This is a genomic window from Tenacibaculum profundicola, from assembly GCF_057220795.1.
Map to the genome: position 1 here is coordinate 2,671,093 of NZ_CM170137.1, position 19,666 is coordinate 2,690,758.

16 protein-coding genes are annotated in these 19,666 nt (G+C 33.1%); 7 read left to right on the plus strand and 9 right to left on the minus strand.

Annotated elements, in window-relative coordinates:
• Positions 1-50 precede the first annotated feature (50 nt).
• Both bsh and AC2TDS_RS11500 read left to right on the plus strand, forming a co-directional pair.
• Positions 51-1,760: a metal-dependent bile salt hydrolase gene (gene bsh, locus AC2TDS_RS11495; RefSeq protein ID WP_484735730.1), complete on the plus strand. Its 1,710-nt coding sequence runs from the start codon at positions 51-53 to the stop codon at positions 1,758-1,760.
• 192 nt (positions 1,761-1,952) lie between these two features.
• Positions 1,953-3,032, plus strand: coding sequence for a glycoside hydrolase family 5 protein (locus AC2TDS_RS11500; RefSeq protein WP_484735731.1), 1,080 nt, complete (start codon positions 1,953-1,955; stop codon positions 3,030-3,032).
• 839 nt (positions 3,033-3,871) lie between these two features.
• Here the strand turns inward: AC2TDS_RS11500 and AC2TDS_RS11505 are convergent.
• Positions 3,872-4,489, minus strand: a complete 618-nt coding sequence (locus AC2TDS_RS11505; RefSeq protein ID WP_484735732.1) for a hypothetical protein — start codon at positions 4,487-4,489, stop codon at positions 3,872-3,874.
• A gap of 419 nt (positions 4,490-4,908) precedes the next feature.
• Here AC2TDS_RS11505 and mfd point away from each other — a divergent pair, with 419 nt between their 5' ends.
• The 3 genes from mfd to AC2TDS_RS11520 are packed head-to-tail and all read left to right on the plus strand — an operon-like array spanning position 4,909 to position 9,686.
• Entirely contained in the window at positions 4,909-8,253 is a 3,345-nt protein-coding gene (mfd, locus tag AC2TDS_RS11510) for a transcription-repair coupling factor (RefSeq protein WP_484735733.1), read from the plus strand.
• Positions 8,254-8,281: 28 nt separating this feature from the next.
• The gene (locus AC2TDS_RS11515; RefSeq protein ID WP_484735734.1) at positions 8,282-8,833 is read left to right on the plus strand and encodes a metal-dependent hydrolase; all 552 of its coding nucleotides are present in this window, start codon (positions 8,282-8,284) and stop codon (positions 8,831-8,833) included.
• Positions 8,823-9,686, plus strand: a complete 864-nt coding sequence (locus AC2TDS_RS11520; RefSeq protein ID WP_484735735.1) for a DMT family transporter — start codon at positions 8,823-8,825, stop codon at positions 9,684-9,686. Before AC2TDS_RS11515 ends, AC2TDS_RS11520 begins: the two co-directional genes overlap by 11 nt.
• A gap of 13 nt (positions 9,687-9,699) precedes the next feature.
• Here the strand turns inward: AC2TDS_RS11520 and AC2TDS_RS11525 are convergent, their stop codons facing one another.
• The 3 genes from AC2TDS_RS11525 to dprA form a co-directional block, all read right to left on the minus strand.
• Complete coding sequence (locus tag AC2TDS_RS11525; protein ID WP_484735736.1) at positions 9,700-10,521, minus strand: zinc-dependent peptidase; 822 nt, start codon at positions 10,519-10,521, stop codon at positions 9,700-9,702.
• Between the two features lie 75 nt (positions 10,522-10,596).
• Positions 10,597-11,655: a hypothetical protein gene (locus AC2TDS_RS11530; protein WP_484735737.1), complete on the minus strand. Its 1,059-nt coding sequence runs from the start codon at positions 11,653-11,655 to the stop codon at positions 10,597-10,599.
• A gap of 271 nt (positions 11,656-11,926) precedes the next feature.
• The gene (gene dprA / locus AC2TDS_RS11535; RefSeq protein ID WP_484735738.1) at positions 11,927-13,024 is read right to left on the minus strand and encodes a DNA-processing protein DprA; all 1,098 of its coding nucleotides are present in this window, start codon (positions 13,022-13,024) and stop codon (positions 11,927-11,929) included.
• A 96-nt stretch (positions 13,025-13,120) separates the two neighbouring features.
• Between dprA and AC2TDS_RS11540 the strand changes: the two genes are divergently transcribed.
• Positions 13,121-14,026, plus strand: a complete 906-nt coding sequence (locus AC2TDS_RS11540) for an HU domain-containing protein (RefSeq protein WP_484735739.1) — start codon at positions 13,121-13,123, stop codon at positions 14,024-14,026.
• Positions 14,027-14,093: 67 nt separating this feature from the next.
• Complete coding sequence (locus AC2TDS_RS11545) at positions 14,094-14,606, plus strand: acyl-CoA thioesterase (RefSeq protein ID WP_484735740.1); 513 nt, start codon at positions 14,094-14,096, stop codon at positions 14,604-14,606.
• A gap of 5 nt (positions 14,607-14,611) precedes the next feature.
• Here the strand turns inward: AC2TDS_RS11545 and AC2TDS_RS11550 are convergent, their stop codons facing one another.
• The 5 genes from AC2TDS_RS11550 to AC2TDS_RS11570 are packed head-to-tail and all read right to left on the minus strand — an operon-like array spanning position 14,612 to position 19,647.
• Positions 14,612-15,646 carry an AI-2E family transporter gene (locus AC2TDS_RS11550; protein WP_484735741.1) on the minus strand — a complete coding sequence of 345 codons (1,035 nt, stop codon included), beginning with the start codon at positions 15,644-15,646 and terminating at the stop codon, positions 14,612-14,614.
• Between the two features lie 29 nt (positions 15,647-15,675).
• On the minus strand, positions 15,676-16,878 hold the full coding sequence (locus AC2TDS_RS11555; protein ID WP_484735742.1) for a murein hydrolase activator EnvC family protein: 1,203 nt from the start codon (positions 16,876-16,878) through the stop codon (positions 15,676-15,678).
• Positions 16,879-17,649 (minus strand): lipoprotein insertase outer membrane protein LolB1, encoded by a 771-nt coding sequence (gene lolB1 / locus AC2TDS_RS11560; RefSeq protein WP_484735743.1) that lies wholly within the window; start codon positions 17,647-17,649, stop codon positions 16,879-16,881.
• An 11-nt stretch (positions 17,650-17,660) separates the two neighbouring features.
• Positions 17,661-18,620, minus strand: coding sequence for a tetratricopeptide repeat protein (locus AC2TDS_RS11565; RefSeq protein WP_484735744.1), 960 nt, complete (start codon positions 18,618-18,620; stop codon positions 17,661-17,663).
• 10 nt (positions 18,621-18,630) lie between these two features.
• Complete coding sequence (locus AC2TDS_RS11570; RefSeq protein WP_484735745.1) at positions 18,631-19,647, minus strand: sugar phosphate nucleotidyltransferase; 1,017 nt, start codon at positions 19,645-19,647, stop codon at positions 18,631-18,633.
• Positions 19,648-19,666: the final 19 nt, after the last annotated feature.

Sequence of the window (19,666 nt, forward strand, 5' to 3'; positions counted from 1 at the left end):
GTTTCCTTTTTTGTGAATAAACTCAAGACCATATTAATTAACCAACGAAAATGAATAAAATAAGTAAACTTCTCTTATTGTCCCTTTGTATAATAAGCTGTAAAGATCAATCAAAAATAAATAACAGTAACCTTACGGTGTATTTTGGAGGTGATATTCTTACCATGAAAGGAGACAAACCAGAATATATAGAATCATTAGTAACCAATGCAGATTCTATCGTTTTTACTGGAGAGCTGGCTGAAGCAAAAAGGAAATTTCCAAAAGCCAAACAATCAAACTTGAATGGAAAAACAATGTTACCAGGTTTTATCGATGGTCACGCCCATTTTGCTTCTTTTTCTGGACAAGCCATAGGGGCGCAAATATTGCCACCCCCTGACGCAAAAACTAAAAATATTGAAACCTTAATTCAAGTATTAAAAGACTGGGCAACACCCGAGAACATTGAATTAACAGGTTGGATTTTTGGAATTGGTTTTGATGATTCCGTTTTAGAAGAAAAAAGATTTCCAACGAAAGAAGACCTAGATAAAGTTTCTACAAAACACCCGATCATGATTATTCATATTTCAGGACATTTTTGCGTGTTGAATAGTAAAGGTTTAGAAATATTAAATATCACTGGTGATACTCCAAACCCAGAAGGAGGGCTTATTCGAAGGATGCCTGGCTCTAATGAGCCTAATGGAGTACTAGAAGAACTAGCCGCAATCCCTTATATGCCTGCAGTATTAGGACCGAAATCTAAAGAAGCACTCATGAAGTTTCTAACTGCCGGCCAAAATATGGCTTTGTCATACGGTTACACCACAGCACAAGAAGGGCGAGCTCTTTTAAATTCGCATTTATTATTAGAAAATGCCGCAAACACGAATTTTTTAAAACTTGATGTGGTAAGTTATATAGATTATTCTATCGCCGATTCGTTAATTACAAACTCAAACTGGTACAGTACAAATTATAAAAATCATTACAGAATTGGAGGCGTTAAACTTACCTTAGACGGTTCGCCACAAGGCAGAACGGCCTGGAGAACAAAGCCTTATTTGAAGGTTCCTGAGGGTGCAGAAAAAAACTATTCAGGATATCCTGCAATTCCCAAAGATGAAGATGTGCTTAAAATATACGATAGTGCATTTAAAAATAATTGGCAAATCCTTACACATACAAATGGAGATGCTGCTGTTGATCAGTTGATTAGAACTATGAAACAGGCAGCTGATAAACACGGACTTAAAGATAGAAGAAATGTGTTAATTCACGGGCAATATATTAGAGAAGATCAATTAGACTCTATTAAAAAATTAAGGGTTATTGCATCTTTATTTCCTTTACATACTTTTTATTGGGGCGATTGGCATAAAGAAATTATTGGAGATAGTTTAGGTAACAAAATTAGTCCAACCAGAACCGCTTTAAACAAAGGGCTAAAATTAACGATTCATACAGATGCCCCTGTTGCCTTACCCAATTTAATGCGTGTTGTTTGGACGGCTGTTAGTAGAACTTCAAGATCAGGGGAAATCATAGGTGAAGATGAGCGATTAACACCTTACGAAGCCTTGAAATGTATTACCGATTGGTCAGCATACCAACATTTTGAAGAGAATAAAAAAGGAACGCTGGAAGTAGGTAAATTAGCAGATATTGTGGTGTTAAGTGAAAATCCATTGAAATCAAATATAGAAGCTATAAAAGAGATTGTTGTTTTAGAAACAATTAAAGAAGGAACGACTGTGTTTAAACGAGAACTCTAAAGAATAAAAGATACCAGTAAACCAATCTTTTGAGTAATATGGTTATTAAGCTTTGTTTAATTTTTACGGAGTTTAAAGAATAGTTAAATAATTAATATATAGATTTATAGCGGTACTAGTAGAAATAGTTTTTTCACACTAGCGTAAGACTAAAAGCAATAAAAATTAATTTTTAATATAAAGAGTAAAAGTATGGGAATTGTGTATTGTTTTACCAGAAATGTATTAAGTATTAAAAAAAGTGTTTTATATACTGTTTTATGCATGCTTTTTGTAGGGTGTTCGAATGAGCCACACGTCATTGATGATACTAATGTAGTGAAGAAATGCGATACGATTGTTAAAAATCCCAATGATGAGATCTCGAATCTTTCACGACTTAGAGCTATAGGCAATAAGGTTGTCAATGATTCCTGTGAATGTGTGATGCTCAAAGGTGTGGCAGTTATTGATCCATTTTTTATGGTGGAATATGAAGGCGGGTTGAAGGAGTTAGACTTTAAATTATTAAAGAACGAATGGAATGTAAATATTATTCGGGTACCTATTCATCCTGACCTCTATAGACATACAGATGATTACTTAGAAAAATATGTAGATCCAATTGTAAAATGGGGCAATGAGTATGGGTTTTATGTACTATTAAGTTATCATGCTCATGGTAATATTATCAATGGAAAATCTGAAATGCCAACATGGAGTAACACTCCGCCCTGGCAAGGAAATCCATATGATTCGGACAAATTATTAGCTAGTAGAGCGCTTCATGAAATGGCTGTAAGATATAGAAATAAACCATGGATAGTTTTCGGCACATTTAATGAACCAGCCTATATTTCGTGGCATAATTGGTATACTGAGGCTGAGCAACTAGTAGATATAATCCATAATGTAGATAATAGAGCTTTGGTAACTGTATCAGGGGTAAATTGGGGTTATGATTTAGACGGGGTTTTATTGGAACCAGTAAATCGTAAAAATGTAGTTTATGAAACACATCCGTATCCTTGGAAAGGAAATAGTTGGAAAACTGTGGTGTCTCAGATTAAAAAGAAATATCCTGTTATTATTGGAGAATGGGGATTTGATGAAGGCACGGCTTCAGGAACAAAAGAGGAATATGGTATTCCTTTGATAGAGTTTTCTAATGATAATGATTTAGGAAGAATCGCTTGGATTTGGCACCATGAATGGTTTCCTGCTATATTTGAAAATGAAAATCATGAGCTTACCGAGTTCGGAGAATTGGTGTTGACAGATTTAAAACAATAAAGAGAACCAACCAGAATTATTGAAATTAGTGTTGTTTAAAAAGAGATGTCACTGACTATCTATTGAGAAACCCAACATCTCAAATTGGCGAGATATTGGGTTTAATAAACAACTAACCCAAACTGTTTAACTATTATTTAATTCATAACTTGTGCTTTTGGTAACACGATGAAATAACACTTGCATACTGTTACCAAAAAGGACTCATTAGTTATTCAATACATCAAAATTGAGAAATAAATAAAGTAAAATTTATAAAAATGTTTTAAAAGGTAAAATCAATGTGTTAAGAGGTTAAATTTAATGTAAGTAAAGTAAATAGGCTGTTTTATTATGTTAACGTTAATGTCTGTTATCATTTTAATTATGTAATGATGTATACCGGTTTTCAGCTATGGAGATCTAACCATTTTCTTTTAGTTATACGGATGTTTTTCCTACAAATCAGCATTTACCATTAGTAAATATGCATTAGAAACCGCATTTATTTTTAATAAATAACACACTAAAAAAATAACTATTTAAACCTATTCAATAGGTTTAAATACTTATCAGAAGTTTTTATAATACCCCTTTATAATTTATTAAGAACATGTGCTTCATTGTTCTAAAAATTAATGTTGACAGATTTATACCATTTACCATTTGAACTTACCATAATAAAACGTCTTTTTCCCCTTTCTGTTTTAGATAAAGAAATAACACTCATTTTCTTCTAAAGTAAATTCAAACAACAACTGGTAGTACTTAAAAATGAATGTTTACTAATGTATGACACTGATGCTGTTCATTGAAAAACCCAACACCTCAAATATTGAGACATCGGGCTTTATTAACAACTAATCCAAACTGTTTAAGTAATGGGTAACTTTATCAAAACCTTTTTCCTTTAGTTCATCCAATGTATATTCTTTTCCCCATGTGAATATTTTTCCTGATTTATCAACATAAATCCAATGCAATAGACCATATCTATATTTATTCAGTTTGGTATCACGCTTAAACATCGTACTTATACCCACTCCATAAATAGCATTGTTATATGGGAATTCTAATTTATTGTTTTTACTTGTTGTACCTGTAAATTTGGTATTTGTAAACCCTAAGTCATCGCATAATTTAGTTATTGTCTTGGCTGTCATTGCGAATCCAATTCCGTTTCCATCCATATTCGTGTTGGCTTTCATTTTAGCAATCATTTCTGAGATGCTTCCTTTATAGTCTTCGCCAAACACTTCTTTGAATTGCACTAAATCCTTGTGTAAATCCTTGTGATTATCACAAAAATCTTCTATTATTGGATAAAGAATAGCGTGCGCATCCGTTGCTTTACCTGCTGTTGCGTTTGCCACACTTGTCTTCAAGATATTGTTTTTTCCATTTAAAATTGCTGCTTGAATTGCTACTATAAATCCACATGCCCCCCATTGAAACTGTTTTAAGTTTTGAACGTCCATAATCGTTTTGTTTTATAAATTCCTACTCTATTAAATACAGGTTTTTCAGATACCACCTTTTTAACTAAAAGAAAAAATTGTAGCTACTCAATCGATTAATCCTCTTTTAACTTATACTATGAATACGCTTTTGGTAACAGGATTAATAACAGAAGAACACCTGTTATCAAAAAAGACCTAATAGTCATTCAATACATTAAAATTGAGAAATAAATAAACTGAAATTTAAAAAAATGGTTTTAATGGAATAACCAATGTATCAAGTGGTTAAATTTGATGCAAGGAAAAGAAAGAGTATTCTGAAAACACCGTCAAAAGATGCTATGGTTACCAATGAGATGACGATAAACAAAGAGCAATAGGTTAAAGTACTTCCATACAAAAAATAATCCTCTTACCTTTGTGTAAAATTTTTATTGTTGAGTAAACAAACTATTGTCAATCACTACCAACAATCTGATAAGGTAAAGCAGATTGTGAGTCAACTTCAACAAGACCCTCACCATTTTCAAATAACGAATTTGGTCGGATCTTCGTTGTCTTTTGTAATATCCGAAACATTTAAACAAGTAGTAAAGCCTTATTTATTAATATGTAGTGATAAGGAAGAAGCAGCCTATTATTTAAACGATCTAGAGCAGTTATTAGGTGACAAAAATGTACTATTTTATCCTGGTTCATATCGTCGCCCATACCAAATTGAAGAAACGGATAATGCAAACGTATTACTCCGTTCAGAGGTATTAAACCGTATCAATTCGCGTAAAAAACCCGCTATAATCGTTACTTATCCGGCGGCGCTCTTTGAAAAAGTGGTCACTAAAAAAGAACTTGAAAAAAATACGCTAAAAGTATCGGTAGGAGAACAGGTATCGCTTGATTTTGTAAACGAGGTGTTATTTGAGTATAATTTTAACAGGGTCGATTTTGTAACAGAGCCAGGGGAGTTTTCAGTTCGTGGTGGAATTATTGATGTATTCTCATTCTCTAATGACGAACCCTATCGCATCGAGTTTTTTGGTGATGAAATTGATAGTGTCCGAAGTTTTGATGTGGAAACCCAACTCTCAAAAGAAAAGTTAATCAAAGTTAGCATTATGCCTAACGTAGAAAACAAGTCACTGCAAGAAAGCAGAGAAAGTTTTCTAAAATATATATCTCCTAAAACAGTGGTGTTTGTGCGAAACATTGAGCTAATTAGTGGGCATTTAGATACGTTTTATCAAAAAGCAGAAGAAGCGTTTAGCGAACTCTCAAAAGAAATAAAACACGCTGAACCCACTACCCTCTTTTGTAACGGACAAGAAATCAAGAAACAATTGCTAGATTTTAGCGCTGTAGAAATTTCGTTTCAATCAGAGTTGAAAAATGACAACCCAGAGAAAGATATACGTTTCCAAGTAAAGCCTCAGCCATCGTTTAATAAACAATTCAATTTATTAATAGAGAACTTAGAAGAGAATCATAACCGGGATATTACGAATTATATTTTATGTTCTAATGATAAACAAGCACAACGTTTTAAGGATATTTTTGACGATGCCCAAAAAGAAGTGCACTACCAAACTATCGTATTTCCGCTGTACCATGGTTTTATTGATGAAGACGAAAAGATAGCGTGCTATACCGATCACCAAATCTTTGAACGTTATCATAAATTTAGATTAAAAAACGGTTATGCTAAGAAACAATCTATAACCTTGCAAGAACTTACTAAGTTAGAAGTAGGTGATTATGTAACCCATATAGATCATGGAGTCGGCAAGTTTGGTGGTCTGCAAAAAATAGATGTAGAAAATAAAAAGCAAGAAGCCATAAAGTTAGTATATGGTGATCGAGATATCTTATACGTAAGTATTCACTCTTTGCACAAAATATCTAAGTTTAATGGTAGAGACGGTAAAGCACCTAAAATATATAAACTTGGTTCAGGAGCGTGGAAAAAGGTAAAACAAAAAACCAAATCTAGAATTAAGGAAATAGCATTTAACTTAATTCAGTTATATGCTAAAAGAAAATTACAAAAAGGATTTGCCTTTGGCCCCGACACCCATATACAACACGAGCTCGAAGCGAGTTTTTTGTATGAAGACACTCCTGATCAATATGCGTCAACACTGGACGTAAAAAATGATATGGAAAAAGACCAACCCATGGACAGACTGGTTTGTGGAGATGTTGGTTTTGGAAAAACAGAAGTAGCGATACGCGCGGCATTTAAAGCGGTAGACAACGGGAAGCAGGTTGCCGTGCTTGTGCCAACAACCGTTTTAGCATTTCAACACTTTAAAACCTTTTCTAAGCGCCTAAAAGACTTTCCGGTCACTATTGATTACCTTAACCGGTTTAGAACCGCTAAACAGCGAAAAATAGCCCTAGAAGGAATGGCAAACGGAAGTGTAGATATTGTAATAGGAACCCATCAATTAACCAATAAGAGTATTCAATTCAAAGATTTAGGTTTATTGATTATTGACGAAGAACAAAAATTTGGTGTAGCAGCGAAAGACAAACTAAAAACTATTAAGGAAAACGTAGATACCTTAACGCTGACAGCAACACCAATTCCTAGAACACTTCAATTTAGTTTAATGGCCGCGAGAGATTTGTCTGTGATAAAAACACCACCACCCAATCGTCATCCTATCGAAACAAATGTAATTCGCTTTAGCGAAGAAATTATTCGTGATGCCATTTCGTATGAAATTTCACGTGGCGGACAAGTGTTTTTTATTCATAACCGAATAGAAAATATCAAAGAAATAGCTGGTTTGTTGCAACGTTTGATTCCGGATGCAAAAATCGGAATTGGACACGGACAAATGGAAGGGAAAAAACTAGAAAAACTCATTTTAGCATTTATAAACAATGAATTTGATGTGCTAGTTTCTACTACCATTATTGAAAGTGGATTGGATGTACCTAATGCCAATACTATGTTTATTAACAATGCGAACAATTTCGGATTGTCTGATTTGCACCAAATGCGTGGCCGGGTTGGGCGTGCTAATAAAAAAGCTTTTTGCTATTTTATTACACCTCCATACCATCATATGACTGATGACGCCAGAAAACGAATTCAAGCGTTGGAGTTATTTTCCGATTTGGGAAGTGGATTAAATATTGCAATGAAAGATTTAGAAATTCGTGGAGCAGGAAATTTGTTAGGAGGCGAACAAAGCGGTTTTATTAATGATATTGGGTTTGATGCTTATCAAAAGATTTTACATGAAGCTATCGAAGAATTGAAAGAAAACGAATTCAAAGAATTATATAATAAAGATGACACTACACCAAAAGCATTTGTAAAAGAGGTACAGATAGATACTGATTTTGAAACCTTGTTCCCAGATGATTACGTGAACTCCGTGACAGAACGTTTGCGTTTATATAATAAGCTTTCTGAGATAGCAACCGAAGAGGAATTAAAGGTGTTTGAAAGTGAAATTATAGATCGTTTTGGTGAGTATCCAACACAAGTGGCCGATTTATTAGATAGTGTGCGAGTTAAATGGTTAGCAAAATCCTTAGGCTTAGAAAAATTAATATTAAAGCAAAAGCGTATGATAGGGTATTTTGTTTCTGACCAACAAAGTGAATTTTATCAAACGGAAGCTTTTACCCGAATGTTGCAGTATGTTCAAAAGAATTCTAAGAACTGCGTGATGAAAGAAAAGGAAGTTAAGAGTGGTTTACGCTTGTTAATTACTTTTATTAAGATCGATACGATTAATAAGGCCTTAACAACCTTAAAACAAGTGTAAATGTTTACAGACATACTAAAATTAGAAAATGGCATCAATATTTGGGCATGCACTTACCGCTATAGCAATAGGAACAGGTTTTTCAGCAATTACTAAACAAAAGAAATTTTGGGTTTTAGGTATTGTCTGTGCTGTCTTTCCAGATGCTGATGTTATCGGATTTAATTTTAAGGTATTGTATGAGAGTTTTTGGGGGCATCGTGGTTTTACCCATTCTATAGTGTTTGCCGTTCTATTAGGGGGTATAACAACACTGCTTTTTTATAACCAATATTTTTTGAGTAAAAAAGGACTTGTGTACATCTTGTTTTTTACCATGTGCACGTTTTCACATGGTGTGTTAGATGCTCTTACCAATGGCGGTTTGGGAGTTGCTTTTTTGAGTCCTTTTGATACGATTCGTTATTTTTTTCCTTGGCGCCCAATTCAAGTATCTCCCATAGGAGCAAGTCGGTTTTTTAGTGAATGGGGAATAAAAGTTGTTCTTAGTGAACTTATTTGGATTGGAATACCTACTATTTTATATATTGCAATAAACGTATTTACCAAACAGTATAAACGGAAAACAAATGCAGAATAGTCATATCAAAAACATTGCAGCGTTATTGCTTGCAACTTTTTTTATAAGCACATCAGGAGTGTTAGGGAGGTATATCGCAATGCCTTCCGAAGTGATTATTTGGTTTCGCTCTACATTTGCAATGGTGTTTTTATACCTATACTGTAGGGCAAAAAAAATAAAAATAAGAATACAATCTCCGAAACACTATGGTCCTTTTATTATGGGCGGAATTTTTATGGCCATACACTGGGTTACTTATTTTTATGCGCTAAAACTATCAAATGTTGCAATAGGAATGTTATCCTTGTACACCTTTCCTGTAATGATTGCTTTTCTCGAACCGGTGTTTTTAAAGATCAAGTTCAATCCAATCCATATTGTGTTAGGGATTTTAGTATTGATAGGTCTATATATTTTATCACCGGAATTTAACTTGGAAAGTTCGAGTGTGCAAGGTATCTTATTCGGCCTAGTTTCCGCGCTATGCTATGCTATTAGACTATTGATATTAAAGCAATATGTACTAGAATACGACGGGGTACTGTTAATGTTTTATCAGACCGTAATTATTTCAGTGTGTTTGTTGCCTGTACTATTTTTTATGGACGTGTCAGGATTCCAGAGTCAACTGCCCTATTTATTAGTATTAGCAGTATTAACAACAGCAGTTGGGCACAGTTTAATGGTGCATTCGTTACAGTTTTTTACAGCCTCTACAGCAAGTATTATAAGCAGCGTTCAGCCTATATTTGGTATAATATTAGCCTTTCTTTTTTTAAATGAAGAACCAACATGGAATACCTTTATCGGGGGAAGTTTAATTTTAACTACGGTGATTATTGAGAGCATTCGAAGTAAAAACAAACAGTAAAGAAAACAGGGTATTACCCATCACAATTAGCAAAAACAATACGGTAGTTAAGCATCGTTTCAATTTTGTGATATAGTAAAGGAAATTTTTGCTGTAAGTCTTCTGGAGTTTCAAAAAAATGTTCCATGACTACCGATATAAACTCTAATTTATTGGTCAGAGCGTAGGTTCTGAAGTAATTTAGTTTTTTAATTTCCTTGAGTTGCTTCTGATCATTCATAAACTTAGTGATCTCAAGAAAAACGGCATAAAAAATACGAGCACTCACATCTTTAGATTTTTTCCCATGAAAACTTAATGCATGGGTAAATTCATGTATGCCAAGGTTTATGTTATCATCAGTGATTTTATTTCCGGATAAAAAGTCTTCCCATGAGAAAGCGATTGTTTTTAAAAAAGGATTAAACTCTCCTTTGTGATATTGCTTTGTAATTGGAGAATAAAAGGCACTCGGATAAATAATTATTTTATCAAATGTAGTGGTTAAATATCCACGCATTCCTAAGGTTAGTTTTAGGTATGAAGAAGCAACTAAAATCTTAGTTTCTGGAGCAATACGTAAACCACCTCTCTCAACAAAGGTATAATTCCTTATAAAGGTTGCCAAACGGTGTTCAAAGTAGCTTTTATATTTTGGACTTAAATTTTGATAAAAAGTGATGTTGCTTTCTAAGAATATTTTTTGCTTTGTGGGCAATTTCTTTTTCACCAAATACAAGTGAACAAAAACAGGCTTGTTAAAAATAGAAACGTAAACAAACTCAATAGCATTAATGATAATCGTTAATGTACCTATCGTGTATAGAAGAAACTTTAGTAAAAATAGTGGCTTCATAAGCAATTTTTAAAATGATACAACTATGAGCAAACTCGAATATAGGAAAAGAAAAACTTACATAAAAACAGGAAGTTAAGAAACCCTCATATTTTCATAATTACGTTTCACAAATTCTAGCGCAGTCTCTAAAATTTCTCCCATATTCATACTTTTTTTAAATTGAACGTCTTTGGTGAAATCAAAAATTTGATGTTTTAATAAACGGATGTTTTTTTCAGTAGAAATGGTATCGTTTTTCATACATGAAACGAGTTCATTAACCCTGTGTTCGGAACTTAGAATACGCTTGGCAACAATAGACCGCTCTTCAATTTTGTATTGATTGATAGAGGCTTCCTGTAGCTTCTGGCCAACTAAAGCAACCATAGATAAGTTTTCTTTAAAAAACTGCGGATAATAGACTTTAAATTTCCCTTCAAAACACTGTTGATCAAAATCGATAGCACGAATTTTATATACAACATGATCAAAATCATGCGTAGGCACAATCACATAATTATACGAACGCATATCCCCTAATAAACGGATCATACACCGTTCATTAAACTTTACGAATTCTTTAGCTATTTGCGCCTTTTCGGGCTCGGTACACTTTGGAAGAAAATCACGGATAAAATCATCGCCAGGAATACCAGCAATATGTTCTTCAATTAAGGTGTCTTTATACACCAAAAAATTAAGGTTATATGGCGACAAAATATGCTCTAATTCTAGGCCATAGATTCGAGAAGCATCTGTTTTTTTAACATAAAAATGGGTAAAGTTGTCATTTAAAACATTTCGAACTTTTACACGAAATGGCTTTGAATTACCGAAGGTACAATAGTCTATGGCGTCAATATTTAAATAAGGTATAGTCTCTTCATTTCCATTCGAGTGTAAAAGTGTATATACTTTTTTTAAAGAGAGATCAATTTCTTCGCGCTCATATTCTGAGTAATAGGTTCTAACCCATAAAGTGTCTTCATCGTTTTTATCATAGACTACAATAGAACCTTGAAAACGCAATAAATCTTCATAAAAAATAGGAATTTTAATGTTTCTACTGTGCTCTATTAAGTAATCGTTTAATTGATTATTAACAGGAAAAGCAGGTTTTTTTTGCGACATTAATTTCTCTTCTGAAGGCATACAATGAATTTTAGTCAAAAATAGAGATTTTTCTTCTAAAGAATTTATGTTATTAAGTAGTATTTAGTGATTACAAACTTGAGTTTGATTTGTCTTATATCAATTCTGATTATATGTTGTTTATGGTAAAAACCGATTAATTAGAGAAACACAAGCATGTGACCCCCAAGGAAATAATCGAGTAATTTTACTTAAGCACTGGTATTATTAGTAGAAGAACTCGTTATTTTGGTTTAATTGATGTGTTATACGGTTTACAGATAAATAGAAATTAAACCTCAAACATTTTTCCAGGTAAAGGCTTAACCACGTTCTTTAATTCCATTTGTATTAAAATGGAAGATAGTTTATAAACAGGAATACCGCAATCTAGCGCAATAATATCTAAGAGTTGTTTTCCGTTTTTGTTGAGGTAATCATATATTTTTTGTTCTTCTTCACTTAAATCAATAAATAGTTCAATTTGTTTTTGTTGAGTAGCTATAGGTAGGTCCCAATTGAGTATTTGTGCAAGGTCAATAGCCGAGGTTAATATGTGTGCTTTGTTGGTTTTAATTAAATTATTACAGCCTTTACTGAAGGTATCAGTAGACCTGCCAGGAACTGCAAAAACTTCACGATCATATGAATTGGCAATGTCAGCAGTAACAAGAGCTCCTCCTTTCTCAGCAGATTCAATGACCACAGTAGCTTGCGATAAACCAGCAACGATACGGTTGCGTTTCAAAAAACTTTCTCTAATAGGTTTTTCATTATGCCAGAACTCTGTTATAAACCCACCATTTTGATTTACCTCATGAATATATTGCTTATGTGCTTTTGGATATGTTTCTTCTAGGCCATGTGCTAAAACAGCGATAGTTTGTAGGTTGTTTTCTATCGCCGCCCTGTGCGCACAAATGTCAACACCATAGGCAAAACCACTTATTATAATTGGGTTATAAGTAGCTAGTTCTTTAAGGAGTTCATTGCAAAAAGACCTTCCGTATTTTGTAATATTTCTAGTACCGACAATAGAGATAACCTTAGGGTTTTTTAAGGTGATATTACCATCAGTAAATATCAAAATAGGACCATCAATACAATGTTGTAAGTTTTTAGGATAATCTGAATCCAGGAAATAGGAATATGTATAGTTTTTCTTCTCTAGAAAGCACAGCTCCTCCTCTGCTCTTTGTAGTGTCTTTTTATCGAGTAAATGTTGAATTACATGAGTCCCAATACCTGGGATCTTAAGTAATGAACTAGTTGACTCTTTAAATACTTGTTCAGGGCTTCCAGTAGCTGAAATTAATTTTTTAGCAATGATATCGCCTATGTTTTTCGTAGCTTGAAGCCTAAGCAAGGCTAGTAATTTTTCTTTTTCCATGATGCAAAATTTTGAGTATCAAGATACAAAAAAACTGTTAATAAGTATTGTAGCAATAATTGAAAATTAACTCTTAAAATTACTAGATTTGTTTATATGAATTTAGCCAACAGTATAAACGATTTATTATATAGATACGACTGCGTAATTGTTCCTAATTTTGGGGGCTTTGTTACTAATAAAATTGGTGCAAAACTAAACGAAGAAATAAATGTTTTTTATCCTCCCAAAAAACAAATTACTTTTAACGCGTACATACAGCATAATGATGGTTTGTTGGCAAACCATATCGCGTCAACCTATAAAATATCTTTTGAAGAAGCAATTGATGAAATTGCATTAGAAGTTGCTGCCTGGAACAAACAATTAGAAACAACCTCTGTTGCCATTTCAAACGTTGGCTCGCTTATATTAAACGAGGAAAGTAAATTAATTTTTGAACCGAACGAATCTAGTAACTTTTTAAAAGAATCTTTCGGTTTTTCGGAGACGTCAGTTGCTGAAATTGAGCGATTAAAAGAAGAGACTCAAGCCTTGCAATTAGTTGAAAAACAAGAACAAAGAACAAAGGTTATTCCTTTAGTAAAAAGAGTAGCTGTTGCAGCAGCAGCAGTTGGAATATCTTTTATTGGCTGGAATGGTGTTCAAAACTACATAGAACAAGACTCCTTAGCAAATCAAGAAAAAGCATTAGAAGAGCGAATTCAATCGGCTACTTTTGTTATGAACACCCCCTTACCAACAATAAACCTTGAAGTTACTAGAGAAAATAAAGATTACCGGTTCCATATTGTTGCCGGATCATTTCAATCAATAGAAAACGCCTACAATAAAGTGCGGGAGTTAAAAAATCATGGATTTGATGCCAAAATTATTGGGGAGAATTCATGGGGTTTAACTCAGGTGGCTTTTGGAAGCTATGAAACAAAAATGGCCGCACGTCAAGAGTTGTTACAAATTAAGGAGAATGTTACTGAAGAAGCATGGTTACTGGAAAAGTAATCCTTCCCGTTTATTATTTTAACATAATTTTTTAAAGCATTGTGTATCTTTGCTCCAAATATTTAGGATGAGAGCAAAAGCACCAACAGAATCGTTAACTACACTAACAGATTTAGTGTTACCCGGTGAAACAAATTATTTAGACAATCTTTTTGGGGGAGAGTTGTTAGCGCGTATGGATAGAGCGTGTAGTATTGCAGCACGCCGACATTCTAGAAGAATTGTGGTAACTGCTACAGTAAATCATGTGGCGTTTACAAAGTCTGTACCTGTAGGTAGCGTTGTTACTATTGAAGCAAAGGTTTCCCGCGCATTTACATCGTCAATGGAAGTATATGTAGATGTTTGGATAGAAGATCGTCAGTCAGGTGAAAAAACCAAAGTGAATGAAGGTATTTATACGTTTGTAGCTGTGGATGAAACAGGAAAACCAGTACCTATTCCAAAAATAAAGCCTGAAACTCAATTAGAACAAGAACGTTATGACGGAGCATTACGTAGAAAGCAATTAAGTCTTGTTTTAACAGGGAAAATGCAACCGAAGGACGCAACGGAGCTAAAAGCATTGTTTTTAGCTTAAAAGAGCTATATTTTCTCTATATCACCGTTTTCAGATAAAAGAATGGCAACTGATTTTGTTTTTTCGAATTGAGAAAAGATAATAATCATAATCACAGTGATGGGTACACTCAATACCATTCCTGTGACTCCCCATATTTTACCCCATACGGCTAATGATAAAATTGTTACTAATGGACTTAGGTTTAACGATTTCCCAAAAAGTTTTGGTTCAATAATATTTCCAACAATGACTTGTATACTACCAACGGCTATTAAAACTACTAAGAAAGGAGTAAGTTGACCAAATTGCAACAAAGAAAAAATAGCCGGAAAAACGGTGGCTATTAAAGAGCCAATTGTAGGAATATAATTTAATAAAAAGATCAGAAAAGCCCAAAAGGGAGCACTATCCACGCCTACCAGTAGCAGAACTACATAACTTAATACACCAGTAAGTAAACTGACATAAGATTTTAAGCGTAGGTAATTGGAAATAGAATCTTCTATTTTTGTAAGCATCGCTTGAACACCGTTATAATTTGATTGCTCGCTAACAAACATCTTTTGCAGCTTCTTTTTAAAGCTAGACTCCTCTAAGAAGATGAATAAGGCATAAATAATAATCATAAAAGTATCACCTAGCAAGCTGCTAATTCCGTTAGCGATATCACCTAAAAATGAACCGTAGTCAAATTTTCCAATAAGAGCTTTGGCTGATTTGATGACATCTACATGAAAATAGGTGTCGATATTTTGAATTACAGAATCAATATTCGATTCGTATTTTGAATAAGAAGAAGTTAAGTCGGTAATACTGTTAGTTATAATTTCAGAAACAAAACCGAAGCTGAGAATAATGAAAGTAAAAACAAAGATATTGCTAAGCCATTTAGGAATAAATCGTTTTGCAAATGGTATACGATAAATACTTTTTCGTATTTCTCGCGTGAGAAACCAAAATATTAAAGCAAAGATAAACGGAATTAATATACCTTTTCCAAGAACTAAAATAGTGACTACGGCGATGGTTACAATAACAATATTTGCTGAATTTTTCACGTGTTACTCGTTTAAATTGATTTCTCGTTTTATTGAATCCACTCAGTAGGATTTAACCGTTTCGTATTTTTATATAAAACAAAACTGAGCTTTGTTTTCCCAGTTACTTTGTCTGTAAAAACTTTTCCAAGATGATCACCTGTTTTAATAGGATCTCCCTTTTTTACATATACTTTTTCTAAATTGTTATAAGTAGAAATATAATTACCGTGCTGCACATATACAGACTTGCGTCCATCCGAATGTTTTTGAATAACTAAAACTTTACCATTAAAAATACTTTTAGCATTTGAATTTTGTTTGGTTACGATGTGCAACCCTGGGCTATTTATTTTTATACCAGGAAATGTAGGGTGAGGCTGAACACCATATTTTCGAGTAATAATACCCTTAACAGGCCAAGGTAAATTGCCTTTATTTTGTTCAAAACTAGCAAGTAATATTTTTTCTTCAGCATTAAGGCTAAATTCTCCTGATTTTTTAGCGCCTTTGGCTTTATTAGACTTGGCAATTGCTTCTCTAATTAGTCGATCAATTCTGGCAGCGACTTTTTTCTCCTCTTTTTGCTTCTTTAAAAGTGATCTTTTATACTTACTTTCTTGCCTTTTTATGGTAGTAATTAATTTTTCTTGGCTCTTTTTGTCACTTTCTATTTCTTCCTGCTGAACTTTTTCTTCACTGGCTAGTTGTTCTTTTATCCTTTTTCTGTTAATTAAAGAATCGTTTAGTTTTTGTATATATTCCGTTTTTACGATGATTTCTTGACCTTGTTTTTTTCTGAAATCATTGTATTGTTGCATGTATTTTAATCGCTTATATGCTTGATAAAAGCTTTCAGACGAAAGTAAGAACATCGTTTTACTTTGCATTGACTTACTTTTATACGTTTTTACAACCATCTTAGTATAATCATCTTTAAGCTTGGCTAGCTCCTTATTGAAATTGTCGAGTTGTTGTTTGTTTTTCTTGATGTTTTTTTCAAGTTTTTCCGCTTCAAGCTCAATAGTTTCGATTAAACGTTCTCTAACACTTATTTTTTGGTTTAAATCTTTTAAATCATCTATCGCATTACTTTTTTTCTTTTTTGTTTTAAAAAGTAAAGTGTTTACCTGTTCAATTTCTTTTTTTATGTGAAGGCGTCGTTTTTCAAGCTCCTTTCTCGTTTGCGCCAACGATGAAAAGCTTGCCAAAAACATAGATAATATTGTGATGTAAAAAAGAAACTTATTCATTTATAATTGTATTTCTTTATATCCTTTTGGAATTGAAAAATCTAGGTTTAAATTCGTGTTAAAATTAACAGAACGTACCGTCATATCAATATTAGTAAATTTTGAGTGTTCTTTAGCTATGATGCTTATCTTATTTGGAAAAACAATACTTTCTTTATTTAGATAGCTAGGATATGAAATATCTAAACGCTGGTTTTTAAAAGTATTTACCAGAGATTGTTTGTCTATTTTATAGTGATTAGGATTTATGTAAAAGAAAACATCAAACAGATTTGATTGCTTTTTCGGCGATAATTGATATGAGTTTTTGATTATTTCTATATTCTGACGCTTTGATTTTACATTAAAAATAGCCTGACCCAATAACATATTTTGAAGTTGCTCAAAGTTTATATCCGTACCTAGTATCTTTTTTAACATAGAAAAATCACCTTCAAAATAATTCTTCTTATAAGGAGAATAAAAGCGAACACTGGTAGGGGTTATCTTGGCTTTAAAAAGCGTTATAAACTTAGTCCCTTTTAACCAAATTACTTCATCTTTTTGAATTTTCATTCTTACGGAAAAACCCAAATTTTCTTTATTACTCTTATAAGCAACTTTTAATTTTGCGTCAATTGTTTTCTTATCGAAGTTTTTTGCTACGTGTTTTTTAGCAACTTTTCTGGCCGACATTGACTTAATAGTCATGTTGCCCTTAGCAATTGACTTTTTTGATTTACACGAAGTAAACACGATACAAAAAACAAATAGGTATTTTAATAACTTCATTTTTTTTAAAACTACTTTTTCAACTTCTCTCTATATTTATTTACGTTTTTAATATCACCTAAACCTTGATAGCCTTTTATAAATTCTTGGTAAAAGTCAGTTTGAAGCCTTGGGCTGTTAACTACAAAATCAATACCATTTTGTAATACAGCAACGGCTTTTTTAAAACTTTTATTGTGATTATGAGCTCTACCATTCATTAAATAAACTAACGGCTGCGCAGGAAATAGAGCCATTCCTTGTTCGCTATAAGACAATAATCTAGGACTATTTTCCATATGTAACTTTGTAAGAAGCTGTTTTAACGAAGTAAATGATTTGTCTTTATTAAAAACGGTTTCAACGTTTGTATGGAGTGAATTATGAGTGGTTTTAGCTTTTTTCTTATTAGGGTAACTCCTAGAAGCTAGCCTAGTTTTAATACGACGCAATCTCGGAGTTAACAATTTTGCTACTTCTAGTTCTGCTAAAATAGCTTTCGCGGTTTCAAGATCATTCTTTTGAAGATATAAATTTACTAAAAACTGTTTTTTCTTTGGATGCTTTTCTATAATACGTTTTTGTATTTCTATCGCTTCTTCAATAGAAGAATTACTTCTAAGAACTTTAACTAAATGTTCAGAAACCCAGAGATTATTAGCGTCTAATGCAAGTGCTTTTTTTGCATATTCAATAGCTACTACATACTGGTTGAGCTGGTAATAATTTTTAGAAAGCTCAAACAAAACAGCTACGTTATTAGGGGTTAACTGGTTGCATTCCTCTAAATTTTCAATAGCTTTTTGATAATTATAAATAGCTTTGTTGGTAATTGCTTTAAAAAAAAAATCTTGAAAGTCAATGTTTTTTTGCTCATCTATTCCTACTGAAGCCCGAATACTATCTTGAGAGAATGAGGCAAAAGGGGCAAGAAACCCTATGAAAGTAAAAAAAAACAAAGATTGTCTAATTTTTCTTTCTATAAAAAACATGAATTTTTTCTTATGTAAGTTCTGTATAATCACCTATGCTTACTGATGTATAATTACCGTTGTATTTTGCATGATTGCCAATCATTGCTTTGTCTAATGTCGCATTAGAGATCTGTACGTTGGTCTGAATTAATGAATTTACGATTTTGGAGTTTTCAACAACACTGTTTTCACCCAAAGATACATAAGGGCCAATTTTTGCGTTTTTTAAAGTCACATTAGCGCCAATATAACATGGCTCTATAATTTCAGAGTTATCCAAAACAATATCATTTGCTACTAAGCTTTTCCCATCAGCTTGTTCGAACGATAGAATTTGTTTATTGGTGTCAACAGTTGGATCTTTTTTACCACAGTCCATCCATGCATCCACTTTACCTGGAATAAATTGAGCGCCCTGCTGTTTTAGAGATTCAAGAACGTTTGTGATTTGATATTCACCGTTCTCTTTTAAATTGTTATCTATTAAATATTGAATTTCTTTGCGAAGTTTATTCCCGTCTTTGAAATAATAAACACCAATAATAGCTAAATCAGAAACAAAATCTTTTGGTTTTTCAACAAAGTCAGTAATAATACCTTCGTTTAGTTTTACCACGCCAAAAGCGCTTGGATCTTCAACTTGTTTAACCCATATGGCACCATCAGCATGAACATCAAGTGTAAAATCAGCTTTAAACAAGGTGTCGGCATAGGCAACAATACAAGGTCCGTTTAACGATTCTTTAGCACAATAAATAGCATGTGCAGTACCTAAGGCATCTTCTTGAACGTATACGCTTCCGTTCGCGCCCAAATCAGAAGCTATTTTTAAAAGTTCTTCCTTCGTGTTTGTAGGAAATCCTTTTGAAACTGGACCGATGATAAAGGCGATTTCGTCAATAGGTTGTTCCACCACAGATGTAATATTTTCAACTAAACGTTGAACGATCGACTTACCCGCAATAATGGTTAAAGGTTTCGGGACAGTTAACGTATGAGGGCGTAATCTCGACCCAATTCCTGCCATAGGAACAATAATTTTCATGATGTCTTATTTAACGCTG